We start from the raw sequence: 20576 nt of genomic DNA, 5'->3' as shown, positions 1-20576 counted from the left end.
GGCGTAGGGTCGGTTGGCGCGTCCCTATTGCACGGCCCCGGCTCGGGGGAAAGAGCGCTCGCCCGATGGCGAGAGGCGATCAGCCGAAGAGGATGATCGGATCGAACTCCTCCACCGTTCCGTCATCGTACTCGGTAAGGCGGTAGGTCATGTTCCCGACCAGATTGAACTTCTCGAGGATCCGCGCCCAGTCGTGATCGTCGACGACGTCGAAGCGCTCGCGCAGGATGACTTCTTCGTAGAAGATTACCTCGCGCTCGGAAAGTTGGCCGCCCTCGTAGAACTTCGATGTGGTCGTCCCGTCATCCATGACGCGGGTATCTTCGGCAAGCCCGTCCTGGTCATAGATCTTGAGGTGGGTCTCGAACCTGAACGCATCCGCAGTGTCTTCAACAAGGGTCGAGATGCGGTCGCCGTCTTCGTAGGTGGTAGTGACGACCCGGCCGTCATCCTGAACCTTGATCTTCTGGACGATATCGCCGGATTCGTCATAGGTGGTCGTGATGCTGTCCCATTTGCGGGCATCGCCGTCATCGGTCTGAATGCGGGACACACGGGCACCGTCTTCGAATTCGGTCTCGGTCTTCGAGCCGTCATCGGCGATGCGGGTTTTCAGGTCGAGCTTGCCTTCCTCGTCGTACGCCACCTCGATCGAGCGCCACGATTTCACGTCCTCAACATCTTCCTGGAGGATGGAGTAACTGTTCGTGCTGAACGCGAATGTTGTCGTGGTCGTTATCCCGTTATCCCGGACCACGACCTCCGAGAGTTGTTCGCCAGAAGCGTTGAAATCGGAAGCGATCTCGCGCCACTTGAAGAGGTCCATGACGTCGGTTTCGACTTGGCGTTCGATAACTCCACCGGGGTAATAGTCAGTATCGAGACGGTTTCCACTGTCCAGGATCGCTTCTTCCCGGACGAGGGTCCCGCTCTGGTCACGGTAGAGAAAGCGTTCGTGCCATGGCTCCACGTGATCTGCGTCGATTTCGTATTCAACGGTGAGGTCGGAGGGGGTGGCAGCGGAAGAGGGATAAAGTGGCATGTCGAAAGGCACCGATACACAATTATCAATGCCCAGAGGCTATTGTCCGGCGCAGGACCTGTCAAAGCCAGATTTCCGTTTCGTTAACTCTGTTTGTGCTGAAGCGCCTTTTCAACCGCCGGCGTGACGAAATGGGAGACGTCTCCGCCGAGGCGGGCGATTTCCTTTACCAGCTTGGACGCGATCGCCTGGTGCTCTGCTTCGGCCATCAGGAAGACCGTCTCGATCCTGTCGTCCAGCACGCGGTTCATCCCGACCATCTGGAACTCGTACTCGAAATCCGCAACGGCCCGCAAACCACGGACGATGATCTGGGCCCCGACATCCCGGGCGCAGTCGATGAGCAGGTTCTCGAACGGATGCACGACCACCTCGCAGCCGCTTTCGGCGGACCATTTCGCGGCTTCGGCACCGACCATCTCGACCCGCTCCTCGAGTGAAAAGAGCGGGCCCTTGTCCCGATTGATCGCCACGCCGATCACCAGACGGTCGACCAACCGGCAGGCCCGTTTGATGATGTCGGCATGGCCCAGCGTTATGGGATCGAAGGTGCCGGGGTAAAGGCCTGTGCGCATGGTCGTATCTCCCTTGAGGCGTGGGTGCCATGCAGGGAAGGACGGATCAAGCGGACGGGCCCCGCTTGCCGCGCCATGTGAGGCTGCGGCGGTTCAGATCCGAGATGTCGGCCCGTCCAGCCAGCGCGGCCTCGCCCAACTCGATGGCCGTGACCAGGATATCGGCCGGGGCATGGCGATAGGCCGGGCGGCCCGTGATGGCATCGTACCAGACACCCCGGACGGCATTGTCGAGCAGAACGCGTTGAAAGCAGTGGTCGAACCGGATCGGCCAGCCCCGCTCCGCCGCTGCCTCGGGCATCTGCCGGCGCGTCAGATCCAGCCAGCGGGTTTCCAATGACGCACGCTCTTCCATACGCGTGACCTAGGCCCGGGCATTCAGCCGAACAGGGCCTTGCGAAGCATGTTGAGCGCCACCAGCAGCAGGAAGACGGCGAACACCTTCTTGAGCGGTCCCGGGTTCATACGGTGCGCCAGACCGGCGCCGACCGGGGCAGTCAGAAACGTCATCGCGATCACCAGCACGAAGGCCGGGCCGTTGACGAGCCCCAGCGTCAGCGGAGGGCGCGGCACATCCGTCGGCAGGATGAGGAACAGCAGCACCGACGGGACAGCGATCAGCATCCCGAACCCGGCTGCCGTCGCCACGGCCCGGTGGATCGGGGTGCCGTGAAGCGTCAGGACGGGAACGCCGATGCTGCCCCCCCCGATCCCCATCAGAACCGAGAGAAAGCCGGTTCCGCCCGCGTAGGCCCAGCGCGACGGGCCTGCCGGCATCGTCTCGGCCAGGCGCCAATGCGCTCTGGAGAGCAGCATGTAGAGCGCCACGGCGAGCGCGAGGCCCGCGAAGATTGCCGTCAGCGTCTCCGACCGCAGCCGCGTCGCGACCAGCGCGCCGACCGCAGCCCCGGCGACGATGCCCGGCCCCCAACCGCGCAGCACGTCCGTCTCGACCGCGCCTTTCGCCGCGTGGGCCCGAACGGATCTCCACGACGTGACGACGATCGTGGCGAGCGAGGTTGCCACGCAGACCTGCATGAGCGCCGGTCCGCCATATCCGAGCACCGAGAAAACGGAGTAGAAGGCCGGCACGAGGACGATGCCGCCCCCGACCCCTAACAGCCCCGCGAGAATGCCTGCGAACGCGCCCGTGGCCAGAAGGACCGCGATCAGCGGGGCGAGCGTGGCGAGATCTGGCATGGGCTGGCTTTCGGTTCAGGCAGCCGCTTCGGTGACATGGGCGAGCGCGCGAAACAAGACATCGACGCCGGCGCCAGGGCGATTGGCCTCTTCCGACAGCGTGCGTCGCCACCCGCGCGCGCCGGGAAGGCCGGCGAAAAGGCCGAGCATGTGACGGGTCACATGGGACAGCTTGCCGCCATCGGCCAGATGGGCCTCGATATAGGGAACCATCGCGAGCGCCGCAGCCTGACGATCGGCGCAGGGGTCGGGAGCTCCGAAAATCCGGCTGTCGGCCTGCATCAACACATTGGCGGGGTCGTGGTAGGCGGCCCGCCCGATCATGACACCGTCCACATGACGGAGATGCGTCTCGGCCGCGGAAAGGTCAGGGACGCCGCCGTTGATCGAGAGATGAAGATCGGGGAACCGCGCCTTCATCTCGTAGACCAGCGGATAGTCGAGGGGTGGAACCTCCCGGTTCTCTTTCGGCGAAAGGCCCTGGAGCCACGCTTTCCTTGCGTGGATCGCGACGCGTCGGATACCGGCATCGCGCATCCGTGCCAGAAAATCGGGCAGAACCGTGTGTGGATCCTGCTCGTCCACGCCGATCCGGCACTTGACGGTCACCGGGACGGGACCGGCCGCCTCGATCATCGAGGTGACGCAGTCCGCCACGAGCGCAGGACGCGTCATCAGGATTGCGCCGAAGCATCCCGACTGCACCCTGTCGGATGGACAACCGACATTGAGGTTGATCTCGGCATAGCCCTCGGCCACGCCAAGCGACGTCGCCTCGGCAAGTTCGACCGGGTCCGATCCGCCGATCTGCAGGGCGACCGGCTGTTCCTTCGGATCGAACGCCAGCAGGGACGTCGCGCCACCGCGGACGAGCGCTGCCGACGTCACCATCTCGGTATAGAGGAGCGCCTGCCGGCTGAGCACGCGATGCAATGCCCGGCAATGCCGGTCGGTCCAGTCCATCATCGGGGCCGTAGACAATCGCGCGGCCTTGGTGGCTGCGTTCAAGGGCATTCAGCGATCTCCTTGGGTCCGACGGCATTCACGACGTACCCGCAATACCCACCATATGCTCGCGACGGATGATCTGCCACCCTGCCCCGCGCAAAGACAAGTGAACGGCGGTGATTGAGTGGGGTCCGAATTTAGCAAACGGCCCAATTGGCGGGTCTGTCCGATCCTTCGCGTCATTGGAAACAAATTCCGTCACGAAGATGCAATCGCAATCCTTCTTGCAGTAGGACTCCCCGGACAGAGGCGCTCAGGAATCCCTCACATCCACCTTGATTTCCATTGCCGACACATCGGCGGATCTTCCATGGAAGCTGCCGGATACCGGGGCAGCCTGCTCGATCCTGCGCGCCACGGCGACAGGGATGAGATTGGTGGAGCCAACCGATCTGTTGGTCGGGTCGAACGATATCCAGCCTGCCCCGGGGACGAATACCTCGACCCAGGCATGGGTCGAGCCGGCGGCCGCGGAGCCAAGCTCATCTCCTGACGGATTGAAGAGGTATCCCGATACAATCCTCGCACCGAAGCCAAGCGTCCGGACCGCTCCTGCGAAGAGAACGGCGAAATCGCGACACGAGCCCCACCCCCGGTCGAGGGTCTCCAGCGGTCCTTGAGTGCCCTCCGTCTCCCGGCTTTGGTAAACAATTTGAGCGGTGACACCGTTGCTGATGTCCTTCAGAAGGGAAAGCGTGTCGGTCGGCCATCCCATGATAAATGGTTTTACCCAAAGGGCTAGCCGCCCCGCATCGTCGGCAAATTGTGGCATGACTAAATTCCCGAGATCGGTCCGGTCATGGATAGTGTACGGAAACGGATAAGACGCGGCATAGGCGGCGATTGGGAAGACCGGCCAAACAGCGGCGCGTAGGTCCACTTGGGCGCGCGACCGGATCGAAAGCAACTCCGTCGTCGCGTCAAACTGTGCCGTCGCGATCGCATTGCCGGCAACATCGTGTGACCAGTCGATGCGGGCCTGCGGACTGACTTCCAAGTCGAATGACATCAGGCTGAGATCCCGGGTTTCCCTCGGACGCAGCATCAGCCGATGCGGCCCGAGTGAAACAGCGATGCGATACCGATAGCAGGTTGTGTGCGTGAGGGTGACCGATGGCATCGGCGAGACCTACGACAATCGACCGCCAGAACGTCGGCGCCCGAGTACGCCACCCTCGGAGATCGCCGCGCGCCAGACGGAAGACGCCTTGAAGCGCGAATATATGCGCTCACCGACCCCTTCGCTCCAGAACGGCGACCGGCACTTCAGGCAGACACGCTCGGCGGCAGCATCGGCGATCGCCCTCGCAATCTGGACTTCCGCGTCCGCTGATTTCATTGTCACTTGCGCTCCTCGCGTCTCCGCAGCCGCTCCATGTCTCCAATGGCCCGCCTGATCAGTTTCTGAATACGTTCGTCATTGGCCTCGGGCGTTTCCGAATATCGTTCGAGAAGGAACCGCCACTCTTCCATCACATCGATCCATTTCCGTGCGGGTTCCGCCAGCATTTGGCCTTCGAGATTTTCGGGCTGTGGTTCCCCGGAGGGTGCTGTGAACGACAGGTCGTTAGCAGGACGTCGCCGCATCTCCGTTTCATGTCGCCCGGTTGCTGTTCTGCGACCGTCAAGATCAATCGGGTCATCCTTCATGGGGCTGGTCCCAGCTCCGCACCACAGCCCGCTTGCGACCGGACGTGGTGCCGCATTGCGGACCCGCAATTCATTCTCCGATGCCCGGGCGCCCGCTTCCGGCACGCGGTCCGGGTTCGTCACATTCTTGCTCCTCTCGCGGGCAGGCTGGACTGCCCGAGGAATCGGGACCTCCGGACCTTTCTTCGGACCGCTCCGCGTAAAGGTGCCGCATCTCGGTTTCGCTCCAACCGTCCGCCTGCATGACAAGTCGGATCATCGGGTCGGCCAGCATCTCTTCAAGGAAGTAATCCATCAGAGCCTTGCCGGTGAGCTTGTCCTTGGCCACCGCGTTCTCCAGTTCGGCAAGCGGCACGGAGAGCGTTCGGCCGAGCCCGGGGTACGAGGCGCGCGGATGGAGATACACGAGAACAGACGACGTCCAGGTGCCTGGTTCGATACAATCCACGGGCTCGAGCAACCGGGTCTCGATCTCGTATTCGCCGGGTGGCAGGATCTCGTTGAAACTCGGAAGCTGGAAGGGGCGGAGAAATACGGCGGTCGTCTTGATCGAGGCGGTCATCTCAATTCTCCCAAATGGTTTCATATTGCGAACTCGCTCACACACAGGCGGACCAACCAACCCGTCGGCGAGCCGAGGACGGGCAGACCGACAAGAACCGGCGTTGACACGCGCGGCGCTAGTTTCGAGAACCGGACGGCGCCTCGGCGGGGTGGTCCTCGGCATCCCATGTCCAGACGTCGAATTGTGTCAGCGTATTCGGTCCGAATGTCTGGGTCAGAGGCACATCGGCGGCGTCCCGTCCGCGCGCGATCAAAATCCGCCCCAAGCGCGGACTGTTGTTTCGTGGATCGAAAACCCACCAGCGACCGCCCAGAAAGACCTCGATCCAGGCCGCGAAATCGTCAGGCGGATGAGGCTTCGATTGACCGAAATCGCTCAGGTAGCCGGTGCAGTAGCGCGCCGGGATGTTCATGCAGCGGCAGAGGGCGATGGCGAGGTGGGCGAAGTCGCGGCAGACACCCTGACCTCCGGCGAGCGTCTCGGACGCTGTGCGGGTCGCGCTTGCCTGCATGTAGTCGAACGAGACGGCTGAATGCACAAAATCACAGATCGCCTGAACACGCGCCCAGCCCGGCGGGGTACTCTCGAAAAGGCCCCAGGCCTCATCCGACAAGAGATCGGTATCGCAGTAACGACTGCCGAGAAGGTAGACCAAGGTTTCGAAAGGCAGGTCCTGAACGGCGTGCTGCGCGGCCTCGGTCGCTGTCGGATCGGGCAATCCGGTGTCGCGAAAGATCCCGTCGGTGGACAGGGTGAAGTCCCCCGCCGGCGCCACCATACGCGTGCACCAGTTGCCGAATCCGTCGCGATAGCTTTCCAGCGGCACGCTCGGATGCGTCACGAGATAGTCGGCACGCTCGAGATCGCCGAAGCGCGAATAGTGCACGTTCAGTATTGCCATGAGCGGCGTCGGCTGGGTCAGCCGGTAACGAAGGCGACAGCCTATCCGCATCCGGATGCCGGGCGAGTCGCCGTGGTCCGATCGTGGCGCACTATCGTCCAAGAACGCACTCCCCATCCGCGAGTTGAAAGCCGCGATCGCAACGCCATGTGTTTCCCGTTCGATCGAGATGCGCGTTTGCCGGAAGGTCGATCTCGATACAGGTGGTGTCGACGGTCTTAAATCCCCGCTCACAGCGCCATCCCGGCCCGTAGGACGCCGTGTCCAGAAAGGCGTTCGCCGGAAGCGCGATGGGATCGCAACGGCCATCGATTTCAAAGAAGCCTCGTTCGCAAGCCCATTCGTCACCGTAGTCCGCATTGGTGAGATACCCGTTCTCGGGAACGGCAATCGGAACGCAGGTGCTGGAGCTGGCGGTGAAACCGCGCTCGCAGGTCCATCCGGAGCCTGAGGTATCGTCGGATAGATAGGCGTTGTCTGGCAGCACGATGGGAAGGCAGGTCTCGCGATCCTGCCGGTAGCCGCGATCGCACTGCCAGTCAAAGCCGGAGGATCGCAGGAACGCATTGTCGGGTACCGGGATCGCTGCGCAGGACGTTCCTCCCGCGTCTTCGTACCCGCGACGACACGCCCAGCCCGAACCGTAGGACCGGCCGGTTGCATAGGCATTCTCCGGGATGTCGATGGCGACACACTCCTCACTGTTCACTCGGTACCCGAGCGCGCAGTTCCAACCGCCGCCATAATTTCGTGCCTCCGCATTCTCGGGCATCGGTCCGGTGCCGTCTTGCGCGAGGACCGGAAATGCCAGGTAGGCGATCATGCTGGCCGCAACGATCACTGCCCTGCCGAGGCCCGGCGTCGGGATCCGTGATCTGACAGTGGCGATGAAACCGCTCATCCCTCGTCCGCCGCAGCTTCCGGGCGCTCCGGCGACGCATCGACGTCAAGAGAGGCCAGGCAGGCCTGGGCAATGTCATGGTCTGGCGCCTCGGCGCCGGGCACAGTCGCCCAGCCGGCTTCCATGAGCGCATTTCGGCGCTGGTAGGTCTGGGTATCGCGGATGACCGCAAGCTTCGCCATGCGGTTCGGATCGGCCTGCGCCATGTCGAGGCACACCGGCGCCATGGCTGCGACGACGTCCGTGCGGGACATGGCTATCGCCCTGTCATGCGCTGTCCCACCCGTCACCCAGCCGCCCCACGTGAAGCCGCCAATACCGACGACCGCGGCACCGATCACGACATCATAGATGCCGGGTTTGAGCCATTCGGGAGTATTCATTGAAGTATCCTCCTGCGGAGAAAGCGCGGCCTCGCTGTGAAAGCTTGTCCGGGTCGCAGTCAGCTGCCGGACCAGCGCTGTCTTCCGCGTCAGGCTCGAAGCCGTCTGCTGTTTGATGTCAGGCGGCCATCCGCTCCGGACGTCGCGAAGACGACCGCCGTCGTGACTGCCGCCCTTTCTTCGCTTTCGGAGCGTCTCCGAACCCTTCCCAAGCGCGGCCTCCGGCGATTTGGACGCGCATGCCAAGCACCTTCTCGACGGCCTTGAGTTCCGCCACTTCGTCGGCGGCGCAGAACGCGACCGCGCGTCCGTCGCGGCCGGCACGGGCGGTCCGCCCGATCCGGTGCACGTAATTCTCCGGCACATTCGGTAGATCGTAGTTGTAGACATGGCCGACATCAGGGATGTCGATCCCGCGCGCCGCGACATCCGTCGCGACAAGGACACGCACCGATCCTTCCCTGAAAGCAGCGATGGCCCGGTCACGTTGCCCCTGGCTCTTGTTGCCGTGGATCGAGGTGGCCGCGAAACCGGCCCGGTCGAGGTGCTTCATGAGCCGCTCGGCGCCATGCTTCGTGCGCGAGAAGACCAGCGCGCGGTCGTCACGGTGCCCGTCCAGCAGTTCGATCAAAAGACCCTGCTTCTGGTCCTTGGCAACGAAATGCACGCTATGGGAAACCTTGTCGGCAACCTTGCCCGGCGGCGACACCTCAACGCGGATCGGCTTGTCGAGGTAGTGCCCGGACAACTCCGCAATTGCCTTCGGCATCGTGGCCGAGAACATCATGGTTTGGCGGTTCTTGCCCAACATCGGCGCGATGCGGCGCAATGCGTGGACGAAGCCGATGTCGAGCATCTGGTCCGCCTCGTCGAGGACCAGAAACCTTGTCTTGCTGAGATCGACGGCGCGGCGATCCATCAGGTCGATCAGCCGGCCCGGCGTGGCGACGAGGATGTCGGTACCACGAGCGAGCTTCGCGGCCGGCGCGTTGATCGACTTTCCGCCCACGACGAGCGTGATGCGGAGATCGGCCGTCAGCCCCTGAAGGCTGTGAACGATCTGCTTGGTCAGTTCACGCGTCGGCGCAAGGATGAGCCCGCGCGCCGATTTCGGCGCGGCCTTTTCCTGAGCTTTGGAAAGCGCCACGACCAACGGGATGCCGAAAGCGGCAGTCTTGCCGGTCCCGGTCTGGGCGATGCCCAGAATGTCGCGGCCTTGCAGCGCCTGTGGGATCGCCTGTTCTTGGATAGGGGTCGGTCGAGTCAGTCCCAGGGCGTCGAGCCGCGAGACCATGCGAGCATTGAGCCCGAGTTCATTGAAAGTCATGTCATTCCTTGGCCGAACTTTGCGTCCGGCGTCACCGCCGAACGCAAACGCGCGGTTGGTCGGGGTGCACCTAGGGCGGACACTCCGGCACCGCATTGTGCCCGGAGCCGCCTTGGACGGCGTCCCCCCTTCGTGATGTGGGAAAACGGAGCGTCATGGCCGGGGGCGGAAGTGAACCCGCCTGCTCACGCGGCAGAGCGATAACGCCAATTATATATAGGAAGCCGACGATGGCTTTTCAATGCCGCCCCATTAGCGGTCATCACCTGTTAAGCAATTTCGCGACATCGCAAGACAACCCTTGTAAGTCGCTTCGGCAAGGCGCATGTCAGCCGGGCGAGCGTTTTTCTCTGCGACCTTCTGCTTCCGTTCATCCGGCTTCAGTCGATCTCTAAGTCTGACTTTGCCGGGCTGCCGCATCCTGTGGGCAGCACCTGAACAGGAGACCACGGACATGGCCAACGGCACCGTGAAGTTTTTCAATACCCAAAAAGGCTTCGGCTTCATCGAGACGGATACAGGCGGTAAGGACGTTTTCGTCCATATCTCCGCCGTCGAACGCGCCGGCCTGACCGGCCTTTCGGACGCTCAGAAGGTGACGTTCGAGGTCGAGACGGGCCGCGATGGCCGCGAAAGCGCGACCAATCTCGCGCTCGCCTGAACACAACGACAGGGCACTCCGAGCGGAGTGCCCTGGCACCGTGATCGAACACCGTATCAGCACCGGAAATGCGACCTGCACGCGTATTCTGCCACGTGTACGAAGCCGGTCTCGTGCACCCCGGCCCCCCCTTCGGCGGTCCGCACGCGGCGGCTTTGAAATGAGGGCGTAGCTTGCGTCGTTTTGCGTACTTCGCAAGGCTGCCTACTGGCCCATGACAATCAATCCAATGGCTGCCTGCGCGATGGTGCTCGCTCCGAGCCATGCGACACCAGTCGTGCGTCTGTTAATGATCCGGCCGGCTTGCGAAACCGTGGTTTGCTTAAGCGACTGTGGAACTGACCCGTGCGCGCGAGCGGCATGATCGAGGCAATTGAGGTGGCCGTGGGACACGCAGCTCCTGCCGGTCACCGTCTTAGGAGAACATCACCATGACGCGTTTCAACACGGAAGTCCGTACGGCGACCGGCCGCGAACTTTTCAAGGACAAGAAGAAAAAGAAGGTTTCCGAGCGCTCGTCAGATACAAAGTCCGCGATTCAGCTGGGCGAACACGGCCGATACCAGATCAAGTCCGGGCGCCTTTCCGGGGAATACGTGGCCAGGGCCTTTCCGAAACCGCCGACGAACGCGCGCGGGATGATCGCCGAAGCCAAAGGTTCGACGGAAGAGGCCGCCGTTGCCGCCTTGCACGAGGCCATAGATGCGCGGGAAATTCGAAGAACCGACGATCGTCGGGCCGATCCGGAAACGGGTCTTGCCGTTCCGAGCACCGAGGAATTCGTAGAAGCAATTGTGCAGGTTGCCCTTTCGCGCCCGCAACGCGCCATGCTGACCGCCCTGGCCCTGGCCGACGATGAAGGCTTGTCCGAGCCGCGTGTCGCGAGCGCGGCCGGTTACAAATCGAACGCTTCGGCCAATCGCGCGCTCGCGTCGGCCGGACTGTTGATTGCCAGCTACCTTTCGCTCGAAGCAACCCCTGACGCTGCTGCCAGCGACCACGACGGAACGATGTTTCTCGGGTACCGAGGCCGGCAAAGAAACGATGAGGACCCTGGAAACTGGATCCTTCACGCTGAGCTGCGCGAAGCAGTTAGGTCTGCCGGATAAACGACATCGCCCGAACGCCCGTTTCGATGCCTGAAGGACCCGCGACGGCGCCCCAATTTAGAGGATTTGCGCCCTGATGCGTCAGCCGGGTCGGCGTGTTCCAAGGTTCAGGCGTCCGAGCCACCGAAAACAACCGCATGCAGCGCGAAATCGCGCGATCGGAACATGAGCATCAGCTGCACACGACATCTCGCAACCTTCTGAGAAATAACACGAATCGCCACCATCCATCATGGGAGCAACGGAGAGGCGTGCGTGGTCGTCGACCTGCGTCATGTGTCGTTGCTTTGGTCCGCGCGAAAGATAGTGGGCCGCGATGTGTATCATGTGTCAGACTTCAAAGGTCCGCGCTGCCTCGCTGCACATAGGCGCGCGTTGCGGGGATGACCACCGGCAGAGGTATGGCTGATCCGCCTCGACTGTACACGTGATCGAGAAACCGCATGGTGTCTCCGCATAGACGATAAAGACATCTGTAGCCCGAAGTCCCGTATCCGAATGGGCGCGTTCGCACAGAACCCGTGAGACGGCGCCAAAGCAGGGTCGCACGACAGAGACGGCATCAGACAACTGGGCGACCAGCTAGATGTCGAGTGCTCTGCTCATTTTCGAGGCCGCCGCACGCGCGGCGCTGTTCGGCCAGCCCGAAATCGTCGCGGATCGCACAAGCCTGCCGCAAACACATGCGCTGTGCTCGACGCGTCGAAGGTGACGAACCTGCTCGGACAGTTGGAGGCGTTTGGCTTCCAAGATGCCGGCCCGTGCCGCGGCGCCACGGCCGGTGATCTCCGCGACATGGTTCCGTACCTTGCCCGGCCTGAGGAGCATCACCGCTTAATTCGCTGTCTATTGAACGCGAATTCACCCACCGTGGACCATGTGGGCTCCTGAGCCAGCCATCTTCCCGCGACCGGAGGCACCGCTCGATGCCCTTTGCAGGCATCTTCACATATGCACAGAGATCCGCGACGACGAGGCAAGTGGTACAAGGCACGCTTGTAGGAGCCGGCCGCGATGTACGTCTCCGTACATCGGTCGGCATCGGCGCCGCTGATGAAGAGGCGCTCGACATCCGGGTAGGAATGAACTCCGCTTCCGGTAGAATGGACCGACGCATGTCGCCGCTCAAGCCTCGGCCAGGGTCGCAAAGGACGCCCATGCAGTTCGGCCGGTCGATCTTGGTCTGCTTGGTCCCGCGCGTCCAATGCGAGTTCGCTTGGATGGCCTGTATGACGCTAAGGGCTTGGGTATGGACCGCTGCAGCAGGCGCAGGTCATCACCATGTTTGGATTGCGCGCTCTCCTGCGTGCTGCGGACCCGGTTCTCCGCCCCAAGTGTGCTCACGTGTTTTCAGCCATTGAAATGGATCGCGATGAAGATGTCTGCACCTTTATCGGCCGGAATGGCCCTGCGACTTACGGCCGTCAGAAACACGTCAATCTCGCTCGTTAGGAGAACGTCGACATCGCAGTATCCATGCCGAAGCGCTCGTTGCTGGTTCGCCTCGCTCCCAATTTGGGCCTTGAAGCCGTTCGCGAAGTGGAGCGTCAGTATCTTCTCCAGCACATTCGACACGCTGATCGCGTTGTTCCGGCCGCGGCTCCGCTTTGTTCTGCGTGCAGCCTCACCGGCATCGCAACGATTCCTTTTATGGGGATCAAACCCCGGATCTGAACGCTCGGATCCGCCGCCGCGAAGGCGCTGCCGCCGATCCGCAGATTGCCCGGACCCGCCCCGTTCCTGATAGGTGGGGCGCTCCGCCCCGGTGGGACGTGCAGGTCGGACAGCGTGACCCCACGCGATTGGCCGATGCCGTAGAGCGTTTGCCTTGCCTGAAGCCTTGCTGCGCGAAGCCTGCCAGTAATTCACGTTGGGAGCTCTGCGGCATAGCTTGGCGGGATGTCACATCCCGCACGTACTCGCTAACCGCACCCTGGACCGGCGTCGCACGATGATCCGCTCCGTCGGCGCGGGCCGCTCCACGACCTGGCTTGGCTCATTGAGAGCGTCAGGAGCAATGGCGCGTTGGCCTCGCCTTCCCTCAGCGAAAACGCGGCTCTGAGCCTAGCACGGGCTAGTTCCGACGTCTTGTGGGTGTGATCGTCGAAGAGGGCGCGGCCCCTCTGCCCCCGCCGGATCCCCCAATCCGCTCGAAGGTCAGATGGTGGTTTCCGAGATCCGGGGAACGAGGGAGACGAGCACTCCCGATCTGATCGAGTATCCTAATCCGCTTGGATCCGATGCCGATAGGCGCGCGTGGGCCGTGGCACCGGGCCGGAACATCTACCACCTCGAACAGGCCTGACGGAATCGGATAGCCGATGGCGGTCTCAATGCGCCACGGGACCCGGGTAAGGCCTTCATCGGGTACCGCGCCAAGTGTTTCGTGAAACGTGGGAGGCTTTGGGAGACGCTTGAACTGCGCCACTTGGTCTTGCGCGGGCATATCTTTCCGCCCAGCAAATGCCTGACAAAAAGGCGCCGTCGAGCGCATCGAGCGCCGGCTCCGCGATGATCCGCTCAAAGAGACGCAGCCTTCGCCGCCAGCCGACCCTCGGCGGCACATCTCGGCACAGGACAAGAAGGTTAGCCATCCTTGCCCGGACCTCGGGACGTAAGGCCGTGTGGCTAGAAACCGTACCCGTGGCCGATGCGGTCGCAAAGAACAGCCAGGCAGCAACTACCAAGCCGCATCAGACACCGCCGGATCTCCGGTAGGCCGGGAGGAAACGACGCCTCCGGAAACGTGGGAACGCTTCAAGCCAACGCGCGACGCCGGGGGCGGCTGTCACGTCGAGTGGGCGGTCTTGCAGGCGGAACGCGCAGCAAGGGGTTGCCGACGAAGACGTGGCACCGATGGACGATGCGCCCCGTTGGCACGCAACCAGTCGAGCACTGTGCGAGACTGATCCGCTGCACCGGCGAGGTGAACCGCGCGGAATCTGAATGCAACGATGGCGGCCCGAACCCCGCTTTATGTACAGTCTTGAGCACTCTGATTTCCTGCACAGGGGGCTCCTCCAGTACAGGCCCGTGACCATCACCCCAATATCCGAAGAGCCGGTAAAGCCGTCTCGACCGCACAGATGCATATCTCCACCTTCCCTCACAGATCCGGCCCTCGGCAGTGCCCATGGACAGTCCCGGAAGGCGCCTTTGCCCGAAGAGCTGCAACTGCACGTTGACAGGTCGGGGCGGCGTGGTCACAACTGGTCTTGTGGCCGTACCAGCATGCCGGTCGCGTAGGGAGGATATCATGCGAACGATCCGACAACCGGCCCTCGCGGCCGCCATCTCAGTTGTGGCCTTCGCCGCCGCCGGAACGGCTTTCGCGCAGGAGCGGGCCTTCCCCGAGCCGGAGCGCGATTTCTACGTGATCGAGAACTTTGCCTTCGAGAACGGGAGCGTCCTGCCGGAGATGACAGTCAGCTACCTGACCATCGGCAACCCGGAAAACCCGCCCGTGCTCATCACCCACGGCACGACCGGACAGGCGGAGGGGATGCTGGGAGACCCCTTCGCGGGCAACCTCTACGGCACCGGACAGCCGCTCGACGCCGAGAAATACTTCCTAATCCTCGTCGACGCGATCGGGGCGGGACAGTCGTCCAAGCCTTCGGACGGACTCCGCACCGACTTTCCAGAGCAGACGCTGATGGACATGGTCAACGCACAGAAGATGCTACTTGAAGATCATCTCGGCATTGACCGGCTGCACCTGAAGATCGGTTTTTCGATGGGCGGGATGCTGACGTGGACTTGGCTTACGGAATATCCGGACTTCATGGACGGCGGCGTGCCCATAGCCTCGCTGCCCGGCCCGATGGCAGGCCGGAACTGGATGATGCGGCGGATGGTGATCGACGCGGTGCGCGACGACCCCGCGTGGAATGGCGGCGACTACGACGAGCAGCCGCCGATGCTGCAATACATGTCGGCCTGGTTCGGCATCGCCACTTCGAACGGTAACCTGCGGCTGCAGGAGATCGGCGCTACCCGCGAGCAGGCCGATGCCTTCGTCGACGACCGCAAAGCAAAAACCACGGTCGGCGACGCCAACGATGTCATGTACATGTGGAATGCCTCGCGAAACTTCGATCCGACGCCGAAGCTCGGCGAGATCGAGGCGCGAGTGCTCGTGATCCTGAGCCAGGACGACGAGCGCAATCCGGTCGAACTCCCGATGCTGGAGCAGAACATGGCTCTGATCCCGGATGCGGAGCTCTACATCGTGCCCGAGGACGCGGAGACGCGCGGCCATGGGACGACTTACAACGCCGGCTACTACGCCGACGTTCTGGGTGCATGGATGAAGACCTTGCCCAACGCGCCCGAAGGTCTGGAACAGGAATGACAAACCGGCAGGGACATCCTGCCCCGGTCGTCGGCGTGCGCATGCCGACGATCACCCAGCGACGTAGATTGGGTTCCTTTCGCGCAGGTCCGGGATCACCGGACAGGCACAGGAACCGAACGCGGCGCGGGCGGATCGCGGGAGGACAAATGGCGCGGACAACGGCGATTCTGGATCAGACGGACCTGAAGGAGAGCCTGCGGGCCGCCGCCCGTCGCTCGATGAAGGACATAATCGCGGAGCGGCTGGCGACGATGATCGGCTCCGGCGCGCTGTCGGTCGGCGACCCGTTGCCTTCGGAGCGCGAGCTCTCCAGCGCAATGGGCGTGAGCCGAGAGACCATCCGTGGCGCGCTGCTGATCCTGTCGACCCGCGGCATCCTTTCGGTCGCGCAGGGCGCGCGGACGACCGTGGCCTCGGCCGAGGTGGGCGAACTCGGCCTGCGCAAGGTCCTGCCCGGGATGGCGGAGTACGACCTGGACGATGTCCACGAAGGGCGCCTGCTGGTCGAGGGCCATCTCGCCCGGCTGGCCGCTCACGCCCCGGAGGCGAGGACCCTGGCCCGCCTCGCCGACCTGATAGAGGAACAGCGCCGCGCCAAGGACGACCCCGTGCGTTACCTGATCCTCGACCGCGAGTTCCACGCCGTCATCTACCGCTCGGCGGGGAACCAAGTGCTCTCGGACCTCGCGGTTACGCTTTACGCCTACCTGCTGAACCATCGGCGGCGCGCCGTGTCGCGCCCTGGCGCCATTGGACGCAGTATCGCCGATCACGAGGCCATCCTTGCCGCTCTGGAGGCACGCGACGGCGCAGCAGCGGCGGAGGCCTTCGGCGTGCATGAGCGCCGTATCTACGAAACGACCCGCCGACTGATGAAGACCGACGGGCATCCGACAACCGGAGGAGACCAACCATGATCAACCGCAGGACATTCTCGGGACTTGCCGCCACGGCTGCCCTCGCGCTCGGGCTGTCGGCGTCCGCCACGCTAGCACAGGAGAACGGGGAGCTCGTCTACATGACCCCCGGCCTCGACCTTGCCTTCTGGCGCTACGTCTCTGAAGGCGTCCGCAACGTCGCCGAGGAGAACGGCTACGGCTTCTCTGCGCTCGACAGCACCAACGACCCGCAGACGCAGCTGCAGAACGCGCAGGATGCTATCGCGCGCGGCGTGGCCGGCATCATCCTGTCGCCCACCGACTCGTCCACCGCGCCTGCGGTGCTCGACCTCGCCCAGCAAGCAGGCATCCCGGTCGTGATCGCGGATATCGGCACCGACTCGGGCGAGTTCGTCTCGGTGATCGGCTCAAACAACTACGAGGGGGCCAACGGCGTGGGCCAAGCCTTGGCCGAGGCGATGCAGGCAGAGGGGAAGGAGGGCGGCTCCATCGGGATCGTCGGCATCAGTCAGGCGCGCCTCAATGGGCAGGCACGGACCCAAGGCTTCAAGGATGCCGTGACCGAGGCAGGCATCACCGGGGACGCCGGGCTGCAGCAAATGCAGGCCTACACGGCCGACGAGACCTTTCGCTTCACGCAAGACATGATCACCGCGAACCCGCAGATGACAGGCATGTTCGTGCAGACCGACGGGCCCACATTGGGCGCCCTGCGCGCGATTAAGGCGGCCCGAATGGATGGCGAAATCCTCGTGGGAGCCTTCGACGGCATCCCTGAATTCGTGCCGCTGCTGCAGTCGGGCGAATTGGTCGTGTCAGGGATGCAGCAGCCCTACCTGATGGGTCAGCGCTCGGCCGAAGCGATGGTCGAGCATCTGTCGGGCGGCACGCCCGAGAAAGAGATCACCGTGCCGATCCTGATCGTGACCTCCGAGAACATCGACGAGCAGCTCGACACGATCCGCGAGACCGTCTTCGCCAACGAGCTTGAGTAGCGCGGCAGCGCGCGGCACCGTTAAGATGGGCCGGGGCGGCCTCGACCGCCCCGGCCCCGCCAAACCGCCTGCCCCGGAAGCCAGCCGTCCATGCTCGACACCAAAGACGCGATCTCCTCACCGCAGGGTCAAGCCGCCCGGGCGACGCCGCTCTTGATGGCCTCCGGCGTCTCCAAAAGCTTCGGCAAAACCCAGGCCCTTCGCGATGCGTCCCTAATTCTACGCCCAGGGGAGGTGGTCGGCCTGCTCGGCGCCAATGGCGCTGGCAAATCCACTCTCTCTCGTATCGTCTCTGGCCACATCCAACCCTCGGGCGGCGAGATCGCGTTCGACGGCGAAGCTCTGCGCCTTGCCTCCACGCGCGACGCGCTTGGGCGGGGCATTGCGCTGGTCGCCCAGGAAACCTCGCTCGCTCCCGATCTCTCGGTGCTGGAGAACATCTTCCTGCCCTCGCTCGCCACCCCGGGACGGCTCAGCTACTCGGCCATGCGTGCGCGGGCGGGGGAGATCCTCGCCGGGCTGGGCCACGAGCATATTCTCCCACTGCACAAGGAGGTTCGCACCCTGTCCGCCGCACAGCGGCAATTGGTCGAGATCGCCAAGGCTCTCTCGCTTGACGCGCGGCTGATCATCTTCGACGAGCCGACCGCGTCGCTGTCCGCGACTGAGGTCGACCGTCTCTTCGACGTAATGGCCCGGCTCCGCGACGGGGGGCGGGCTCTTGCCTTCGTTTCGCACCGATTGGAGGAAGTCTTCGCCATCACGGACCGGGTTACGATCATCCGCGAGGGCGTAAGCGTGGCCGAGGACGTCGCCACATCCAGCCTCACCCAAGGCGATATCATCGAGCATATGGTTGGCCGGGACATCGGCGCGATCTACTCCGCGCGCCGCCCCCGCGAGGCGGGCGAGACAGTGCTTGAAGTGCGGAGCCTGCGCGCCCTGCCCCATGTGCGCGACGTCAGCTTCTCGGTGCGGCGCGGCGAGATACTCGGGCTCGGCGGCCTCGTCGGCGCGGGCCGCTCCGAGGCGGTCGAAGCGATCTGGGGCCTGCGCCCGCGCCAAGCCGGTGAGATCCTCGTGCGCGGCAAGCCCGCGAAGCTGCGCAAGCCGGTCGACGCCGTACGCGCCGGAATGGGATTCGTCGCCGAGGATCGACGCGCGCAGAACATCGTTCCCGACCTGTCGGTCCGCGAGAACATGTTGATTGCGCTGATGGGCCAGCATCGCGGCTTCTGGCGCGGCTACAATCGTCGGGCCGACCGTATGGCCGCGTTGATCGCCGACCTGGGATTGCCCGCCGATCGGCTCGACACGAGCCTGCTCAACTATTCGGGCGGGATGCAGCAGAAGATCATCATCGCCCGCTGGCTGCTAACCGAGCCGGACATCCTGATCCTCGACGAGCCCACCAAGGGAGTCGATATCGGCACGCGCTCCTCGATCTACCGCCTCCTCCAGGACGCGGCCGATGCGGGGCTTGCCGTGATTGTCATCTCTTCGGACTTCGAGGAGCTTCTGGGCCTTGCCGAGCGCGTGGTCGTCGTCTCCGACGGGCTGACCATCGCGGACCTTCCCGCAAGCCGTTTGACCGAAGAGAAACTGACCCTGCTCGCCGCTCCGCGCACATCTACGGCGCGCAATCAGGCGCTGCTTCAGGACCTCGTACAACGCCACGGGGGAACGGCCTTCTGGACGCTGATCGACGGCGAGGAGCTGATCTGCCTCGCCACGGCGGGCGGGCGCCCCGGCACGGAACTCGCCCCCGGGGAGGCTGCACGGGCCGACGAGACGCTAATCCCGGCGGCGCTGGCCGTGCGCGCCGAGACCTTCACGCCCGAGGCCGACGGCGCCCGTCAGACGCTCCTGACCCAGATGACCGACCGCCGGGGCCACGACCTCGGCTGGATCGGCCTTACCCTGCCCGGCGACGTGGACCCGCCGCCCGTGGCCGACGTGGCCGCGCGCGTCCATAGCCTGACCCGACCGGAGGAGACCGAATGAGCGACGCCGCCGCCCCCGCGCAGGACGACGCACCCCGCCCGCCGCGCCGCTTGACCGCCATCCTGGGCTCGCTGGAAATCCGAATGCTTGGCCTTGCTCTACTCCTGGCCGTGGTCCTGTCGCTGTCCTCCCCGTTCTTCCTGACCGAGCGCAACATCTTCAACATCCTCGACCAATCGGTCGTGATCGGCATCGTCGCGGTCGGAATGACCTTCGTCATCCTGACCGGTGGCATCGACCTCTCCGTGGGCGCGGTCTTCGGCCTGACCGGCATCCTGCTCGCCCTCATGCTGCAGAGCTTGCCGATCCCGGTTGCCATCCCGCTGACCGTCTTGGCGGGGGCAGCAATAGGGCTCTTCTCCGGGGTGCTCGTCGCAGTGTTCGGGCTAGCGCCTTTTGTCGTGACGCTGGGCGTCATGGCGATCGGGCGGTCGCTGTCCTTCATATTCTCGGGCCAGCGCTCGATCTCGGGGCTGCCGCCGGACCTCGACGCTATCGTCTACTCGAGTTTCCTTGGCATTCCCGCGAACGTGTTGTTCCTCGTGGCTCTCTACATTCTTGCCTGGGCCTACCTGACCTACACCAAGGGCGGACGCACGATTTACGCCATCGGCTCCAACTTCGAGGCAGCGCGTGCGGCGGGGCTGTCGACCATGTTCTATTCGATCATGCCCTACGTCGTGGCCGGCGCGCTCTCGGCGGTGGCGGTCACGTTTTCACTCGCACAGGTCATGTCCGCCGATCCGATGGCTGGCAACGGCCTGGAGCTTGATGCCATCGCCGCCGTCGTGATCGGCGGGGCCAGCCTCTATGGCGGGCGCGGCTCTCTGATCGGAACGCTGCTTGGCGTGCTCATCATGGTGATGATCCGCAACGGGCTGAATCTGATGGGTGTGTCGCCCTTCTGGCAGGGCACTGCCATCGGCTCGATCATCATCATCGCGCTGCTCGCCGAGCGGCTCATCAACTGGCGCTCGACCCGCGCCTGAGGACCAGTCC

Annotated in this window: 19 protein-coding genes; 7 read left to right on the top strand and 12 right to left on the bottom strand. The window is 63.9% G+C overall.

The window, feature by feature from the left end; all coding sequences use genetic code 11:
• Positions 1 to 79: 79 nt before the first annotated feature.
• The 12 genes from jaqu_RS13045 to jaqu_RS12990 all read right to left on the bottom strand — a co-directional run bounded on the left by jaqu_RS13045 (position 80) and on the right by jaqu_RS12990 (position 9552).
• Positions 80 to 1042 carry a hypothetical protein gene (locus jaqu_RS13045; RefSeq protein ID WP_141134333.1) on the bottom strand — a complete coding sequence of 321 codons (963 nt, stop codon included), beginning with the start codon at positions 1040 to 1042 and terminating at the stop codon, positions 80 to 82.
• Between the two features lie 83 nt (positions 1043 to 1125).
• A complete protein-coding gene (coaD, locus tag jaqu_RS13040) occupies positions 1126 to 1617 on the bottom strand; it encodes a pantetheine-phosphate adenylyltransferase (protein ID WP_043919429.1) in 492 nt (163 codons plus the stop codon).
• Positions 1618 to 1663: 46 nt separating this feature from the next.
• On the bottom strand, positions 1664 to 1954 hold the full coding sequence (locus jaqu_RS13035; protein WP_236687855.1) for a hypothetical protein: 291 nt from the start codon (positions 1952 to 1954) through the stop codon (positions 1664 to 1666).
• A 41-nt stretch (positions 1955 to 1995) separates the two neighbouring features.
• Positions 1996 to 2817 carry a sulfite exporter TauE/SafE family protein gene (locus jaqu_RS13030; protein WP_043919427.1) on the bottom strand — a complete coding sequence of 274 codons (822 nt, stop codon included), beginning with the start codon at positions 2815 to 2817 and terminating at the stop codon, positions 1996 to 1998.
• Between the two features lie 15 nt (positions 2818 to 2832).
• The gene (dusA, locus tag jaqu_RS13025; protein ID WP_043919426.1) at positions 2833 to 3831 is read right to left on the bottom strand and encodes a tRNA dihydrouridine(20/20a) synthase DusA; all 999 of its coding nucleotides are present in this window, start codon (positions 3829 to 3831) and stop codon (positions 2833 to 2835) included.
• A gap of 247 nt (positions 3832 to 4078) precedes the next feature.
• Complete coding sequence (locus jaqu_RS13020; RefSeq protein ID WP_043919425.1) at positions 4079 to 4945, bottom strand: transglutaminase family protein; 867 nt, start codon at positions 4943 to 4945, stop codon at positions 4079 to 4081.
• A 221-nt stretch (positions 4946 to 5166) separates the two neighbouring features.
• The gene (locus jaqu_RS21395) at positions 5167 to 5475 is read right to left on the bottom strand and encodes a hypothetical protein (protein ID WP_141134332.1); all 309 of its coding nucleotides are present in this window, start codon (positions 5473 to 5475) and stop codon (positions 5167 to 5169) included.
• Between the two features lie 70 nt (positions 5476 to 5545).
• Positions 5546 to 6037, bottom strand: coding sequence for a hypothetical protein (locus tag jaqu_RS13010; protein ID WP_201774368.1), 492 nt, complete (start codon positions 6035 to 6037; stop codon positions 5546 to 5548).
• 118 nt (positions 6038 to 6155) lie between these two features.
• Positions 6156 to 6941 (bottom strand): transglutaminase-like domain-containing protein, encoded by a 786-nt coding sequence (locus jaqu_RS13005; protein ID WP_236687854.1) that lies wholly within the window; start codon positions 6939 to 6941, stop codon positions 6156 to 6158.
• Positions 6942 to 7032: 91 nt separating this feature from the next.
• On the bottom strand, positions 7033 to 7842 hold the full coding sequence (locus jaqu_RS13000) for a hypothetical protein (RefSeq protein ID WP_052500953.1): 810 nt from the start codon (positions 7840 to 7842) through the stop codon (positions 7033 to 7035).
• Positions 7839 to 8225, bottom strand: coding sequence for a hypothetical protein (locus tag jaqu_RS12995; protein ID WP_043919423.1), 387 nt, complete (start codon positions 8223 to 8225; stop codon positions 7839 to 7841). Before jaqu_RS12995 ends, jaqu_RS13000 begins: the two co-directional genes overlap by 4 nt.
• A 118-nt stretch (positions 8226 to 8343) precedes the next feature.
• On the bottom strand, positions 8344 to 9552 hold the full coding sequence (locus jaqu_RS12990) for a DEAD/DEAH box helicase (RefSeq protein WP_043919422.1): 1209 nt from the start codon (positions 9550 to 9552) through the stop codon (positions 8344 to 8346).
• Positions 9553 to 10006: 454 nt separating this feature from the next.
• On the opposite strand from jaqu_RS12990, the gene jaqu_RS12985 reads away from it, so the two are divergent.
• The 7 genes from jaqu_RS12985 (at position 10007) to jaqu_RS12950 (ending at position 20566) form a co-directional block, all read left to right on the top strand.
• Positions 10007 to 10213 carry a cold-shock protein gene (locus jaqu_RS12985; protein ID WP_043919421.1) on the top strand — a complete coding sequence of 69 codons (207 nt, stop codon included), beginning with the start codon at positions 10007 to 10009 and terminating at the stop codon, positions 10211 to 10213.
• Between the two features lie 431 nt (positions 10214 to 10644).
• Positions 10645 to 11322, top strand: a complete 678-nt coding sequence (locus jaqu_RS12980; protein WP_043919420.1) for a hypothetical protein — start codon at positions 10645 to 10647, stop codon at positions 11320 to 11322.
• Positions 11323 to 14578: 3256 nt separating this feature from the next.
• Entirely contained in the window at positions 14579 to 15676 is a 1098-nt protein-coding gene (locus jaqu_RS12970; protein ID WP_043919418.1) for an alpha/beta fold hydrolase, read from the top strand.
• A 149-nt stretch (positions 15677 to 15825) separates the two neighbouring features.
• Entirely contained in the window at positions 15826 to 16596 is a 771-nt protein-coding gene (locus jaqu_RS12965) for a FadR/GntR family transcriptional regulator (RefSeq protein WP_043919417.1), read from the top strand.
• Positions 16593 to 17573 (top strand): substrate-binding domain-containing protein, encoded by a 981-nt coding sequence (locus jaqu_RS12960; RefSeq protein ID WP_201774367.1) that lies wholly within the window; start codon positions 16593 to 16595, stop codon positions 17571 to 17573. Before jaqu_RS12965 ends, jaqu_RS12960 begins: the two co-directional genes overlap by 4 nt.
• Before the next feature lie 90 nt (positions 17574 to 17663).
• Positions 17664 to 19577: a sugar ABC transporter ATP-binding protein gene (locus jaqu_RS12955; protein WP_052500952.1), complete on the top strand. Its 1914-nt coding sequence runs from the start codon at positions 17664 to 17666 to the stop codon at positions 19575 to 19577.
• Entirely contained in the window at positions 19574 to 20566 is a 993-nt protein-coding gene (locus jaqu_RS12950) for an ABC transporter permease (RefSeq protein ID WP_084629820.1), read from the top strand. Before jaqu_RS12955 ends, jaqu_RS12950 begins: the two co-directional genes overlap by 4 nt.
• Positions 20567 to 20576: the final 10 nt, after the last annotated feature.

Source organism: Jannaschia aquimarina, from assembly GCF_000877395.1.
Classification (GTDB): Bacteria; Pseudomonadota; Alphaproteobacteria; order Rhodobacterales; family Rhodobacteraceae; genus Jannaschia; species Jannaschia aquimarina.
This window is presented reverse-complemented; position numbering and strand designations above follow the sequence as displayed.

Excerpts from the sequence above, each read along its gene's own strand:
- jaqu_RS13045 (WP_141134333.1), bottom strand. The coding sequence starts at position 1,042 with ATGCCACTTTATCCCTCTTCCGCTGCCACCCCCTCCGACCTCACCGTT.
- coaD (WP_043919429.1), bottom strand. The coding sequence starts at position 1,617 with ATGCGCACAGGCCTTTACCCCGGCACCTTCGATCCCATAACGCTGGGC.
- jaqu_RS13030 (WP_043919427.1), bottom strand. The coding sequence starts at position 2,817 with ATGCCAGATCTCGCCACGCTCGCCCCGCTGATCGCGGTCCTTCTGGCC.
- dusA (WP_043919426.1), bottom strand. The coding sequence starts at position 3,831 with ATGCCCTTGAACGCAGCCACCAAGGCCGCGCGATTGTCTACGGCCCCG.
- jaqu_RS13020 (WP_043919425.1), bottom strand. The coding sequence starts at position 4,945 with ATGCCATCGGTCACCCTCACGCACACAACCTGCTATCGGTATCGCATC.
- jaqu_RS21395 (WP_141134332.1), bottom strand. The coding sequence starts at position 5,475 with ATGAAGGATGACCCGATTGATCTTGACGGTCGCAGAACAGCAACCGGG.
- jaqu_RS13010 (WP_201774368.1), bottom strand. The coding sequence starts at position 6,037 with ATGACCGCCTCGATCAAGACGACCGCCGTATTTCTCCGCCCCTTCCAG.
- jaqu_RS13005 (WP_236687854.1), bottom strand. The coding sequence starts at position 6,941 with ATGGCAATACTGAACGTGCACTATTCGCGCTTCGGCGATCTCGAGCGT.
- jaqu_RS13000 (WP_052500953.1), bottom strand. The coding sequence starts at position 7,842 with ATGAGCGGTTTCATCGCCACTGTCAGATCACGGATCCCGACGCCGGGC.
- jaqu_RS12995 (WP_043919423.1), bottom strand. The coding sequence starts at position 8,225 with ATGAATACTCCCGAATGGCTCAAACCCGGCATCTATGATGTCGTGATC.
- jaqu_RS12990 (WP_043919422.1), bottom strand. The coding sequence starts at position 9,552 with ATGACTTTCAATGAACTCGGGCTCAATGCTCGCATGGTCTCGCGGCTC.
- jaqu_RS12985 (WP_043919421.1), top strand. The coding sequence starts at position 10,007 with ATGGCCAACGGCACCGTGAAGTTTTTCAATACCCAAAAAGGCTTCGGC.
- jaqu_RS12980 (WP_043919420.1), top strand. The coding sequence starts at position 10,645 with ATGACGCGTTTCAACACGGAAGTCCGTACGGCGACCGGCCGCGAACTT.
- jaqu_RS12970 (WP_043919418.1), top strand. The coding sequence starts at position 14,579 with ATGCGAACGATCCGACAACCGGCCCTCGCGGCCGCCATCTCAGTTGTG.
- jaqu_RS12965 (WP_043919417.1), top strand. The coding sequence starts at position 15,826 with ATGGCGCGGACAACGGCGATTCTGGATCAGACGGACCTGAAGGAGAGC.
- jaqu_RS12960 (WP_201774367.1), top strand. The coding sequence starts at position 16,593 with ATGATCAACCGCAGGACATTCTCGGGACTTGCCGCCACGGCTGCCCTC.
- jaqu_RS12955 (WP_052500952.1), top strand. The coding sequence starts at position 17,664 with ATGCTCGACACCAAAGACGCGATCTCCTCACCGCAGGGTCAAGCCGCC.
- jaqu_RS12950 (WP_084629820.1), top strand. The coding sequence starts at position 19,574 with ATGAGCGACGCCGCCGCCCCCGCGCAGGACGACGCACCCCGCCCGCCG.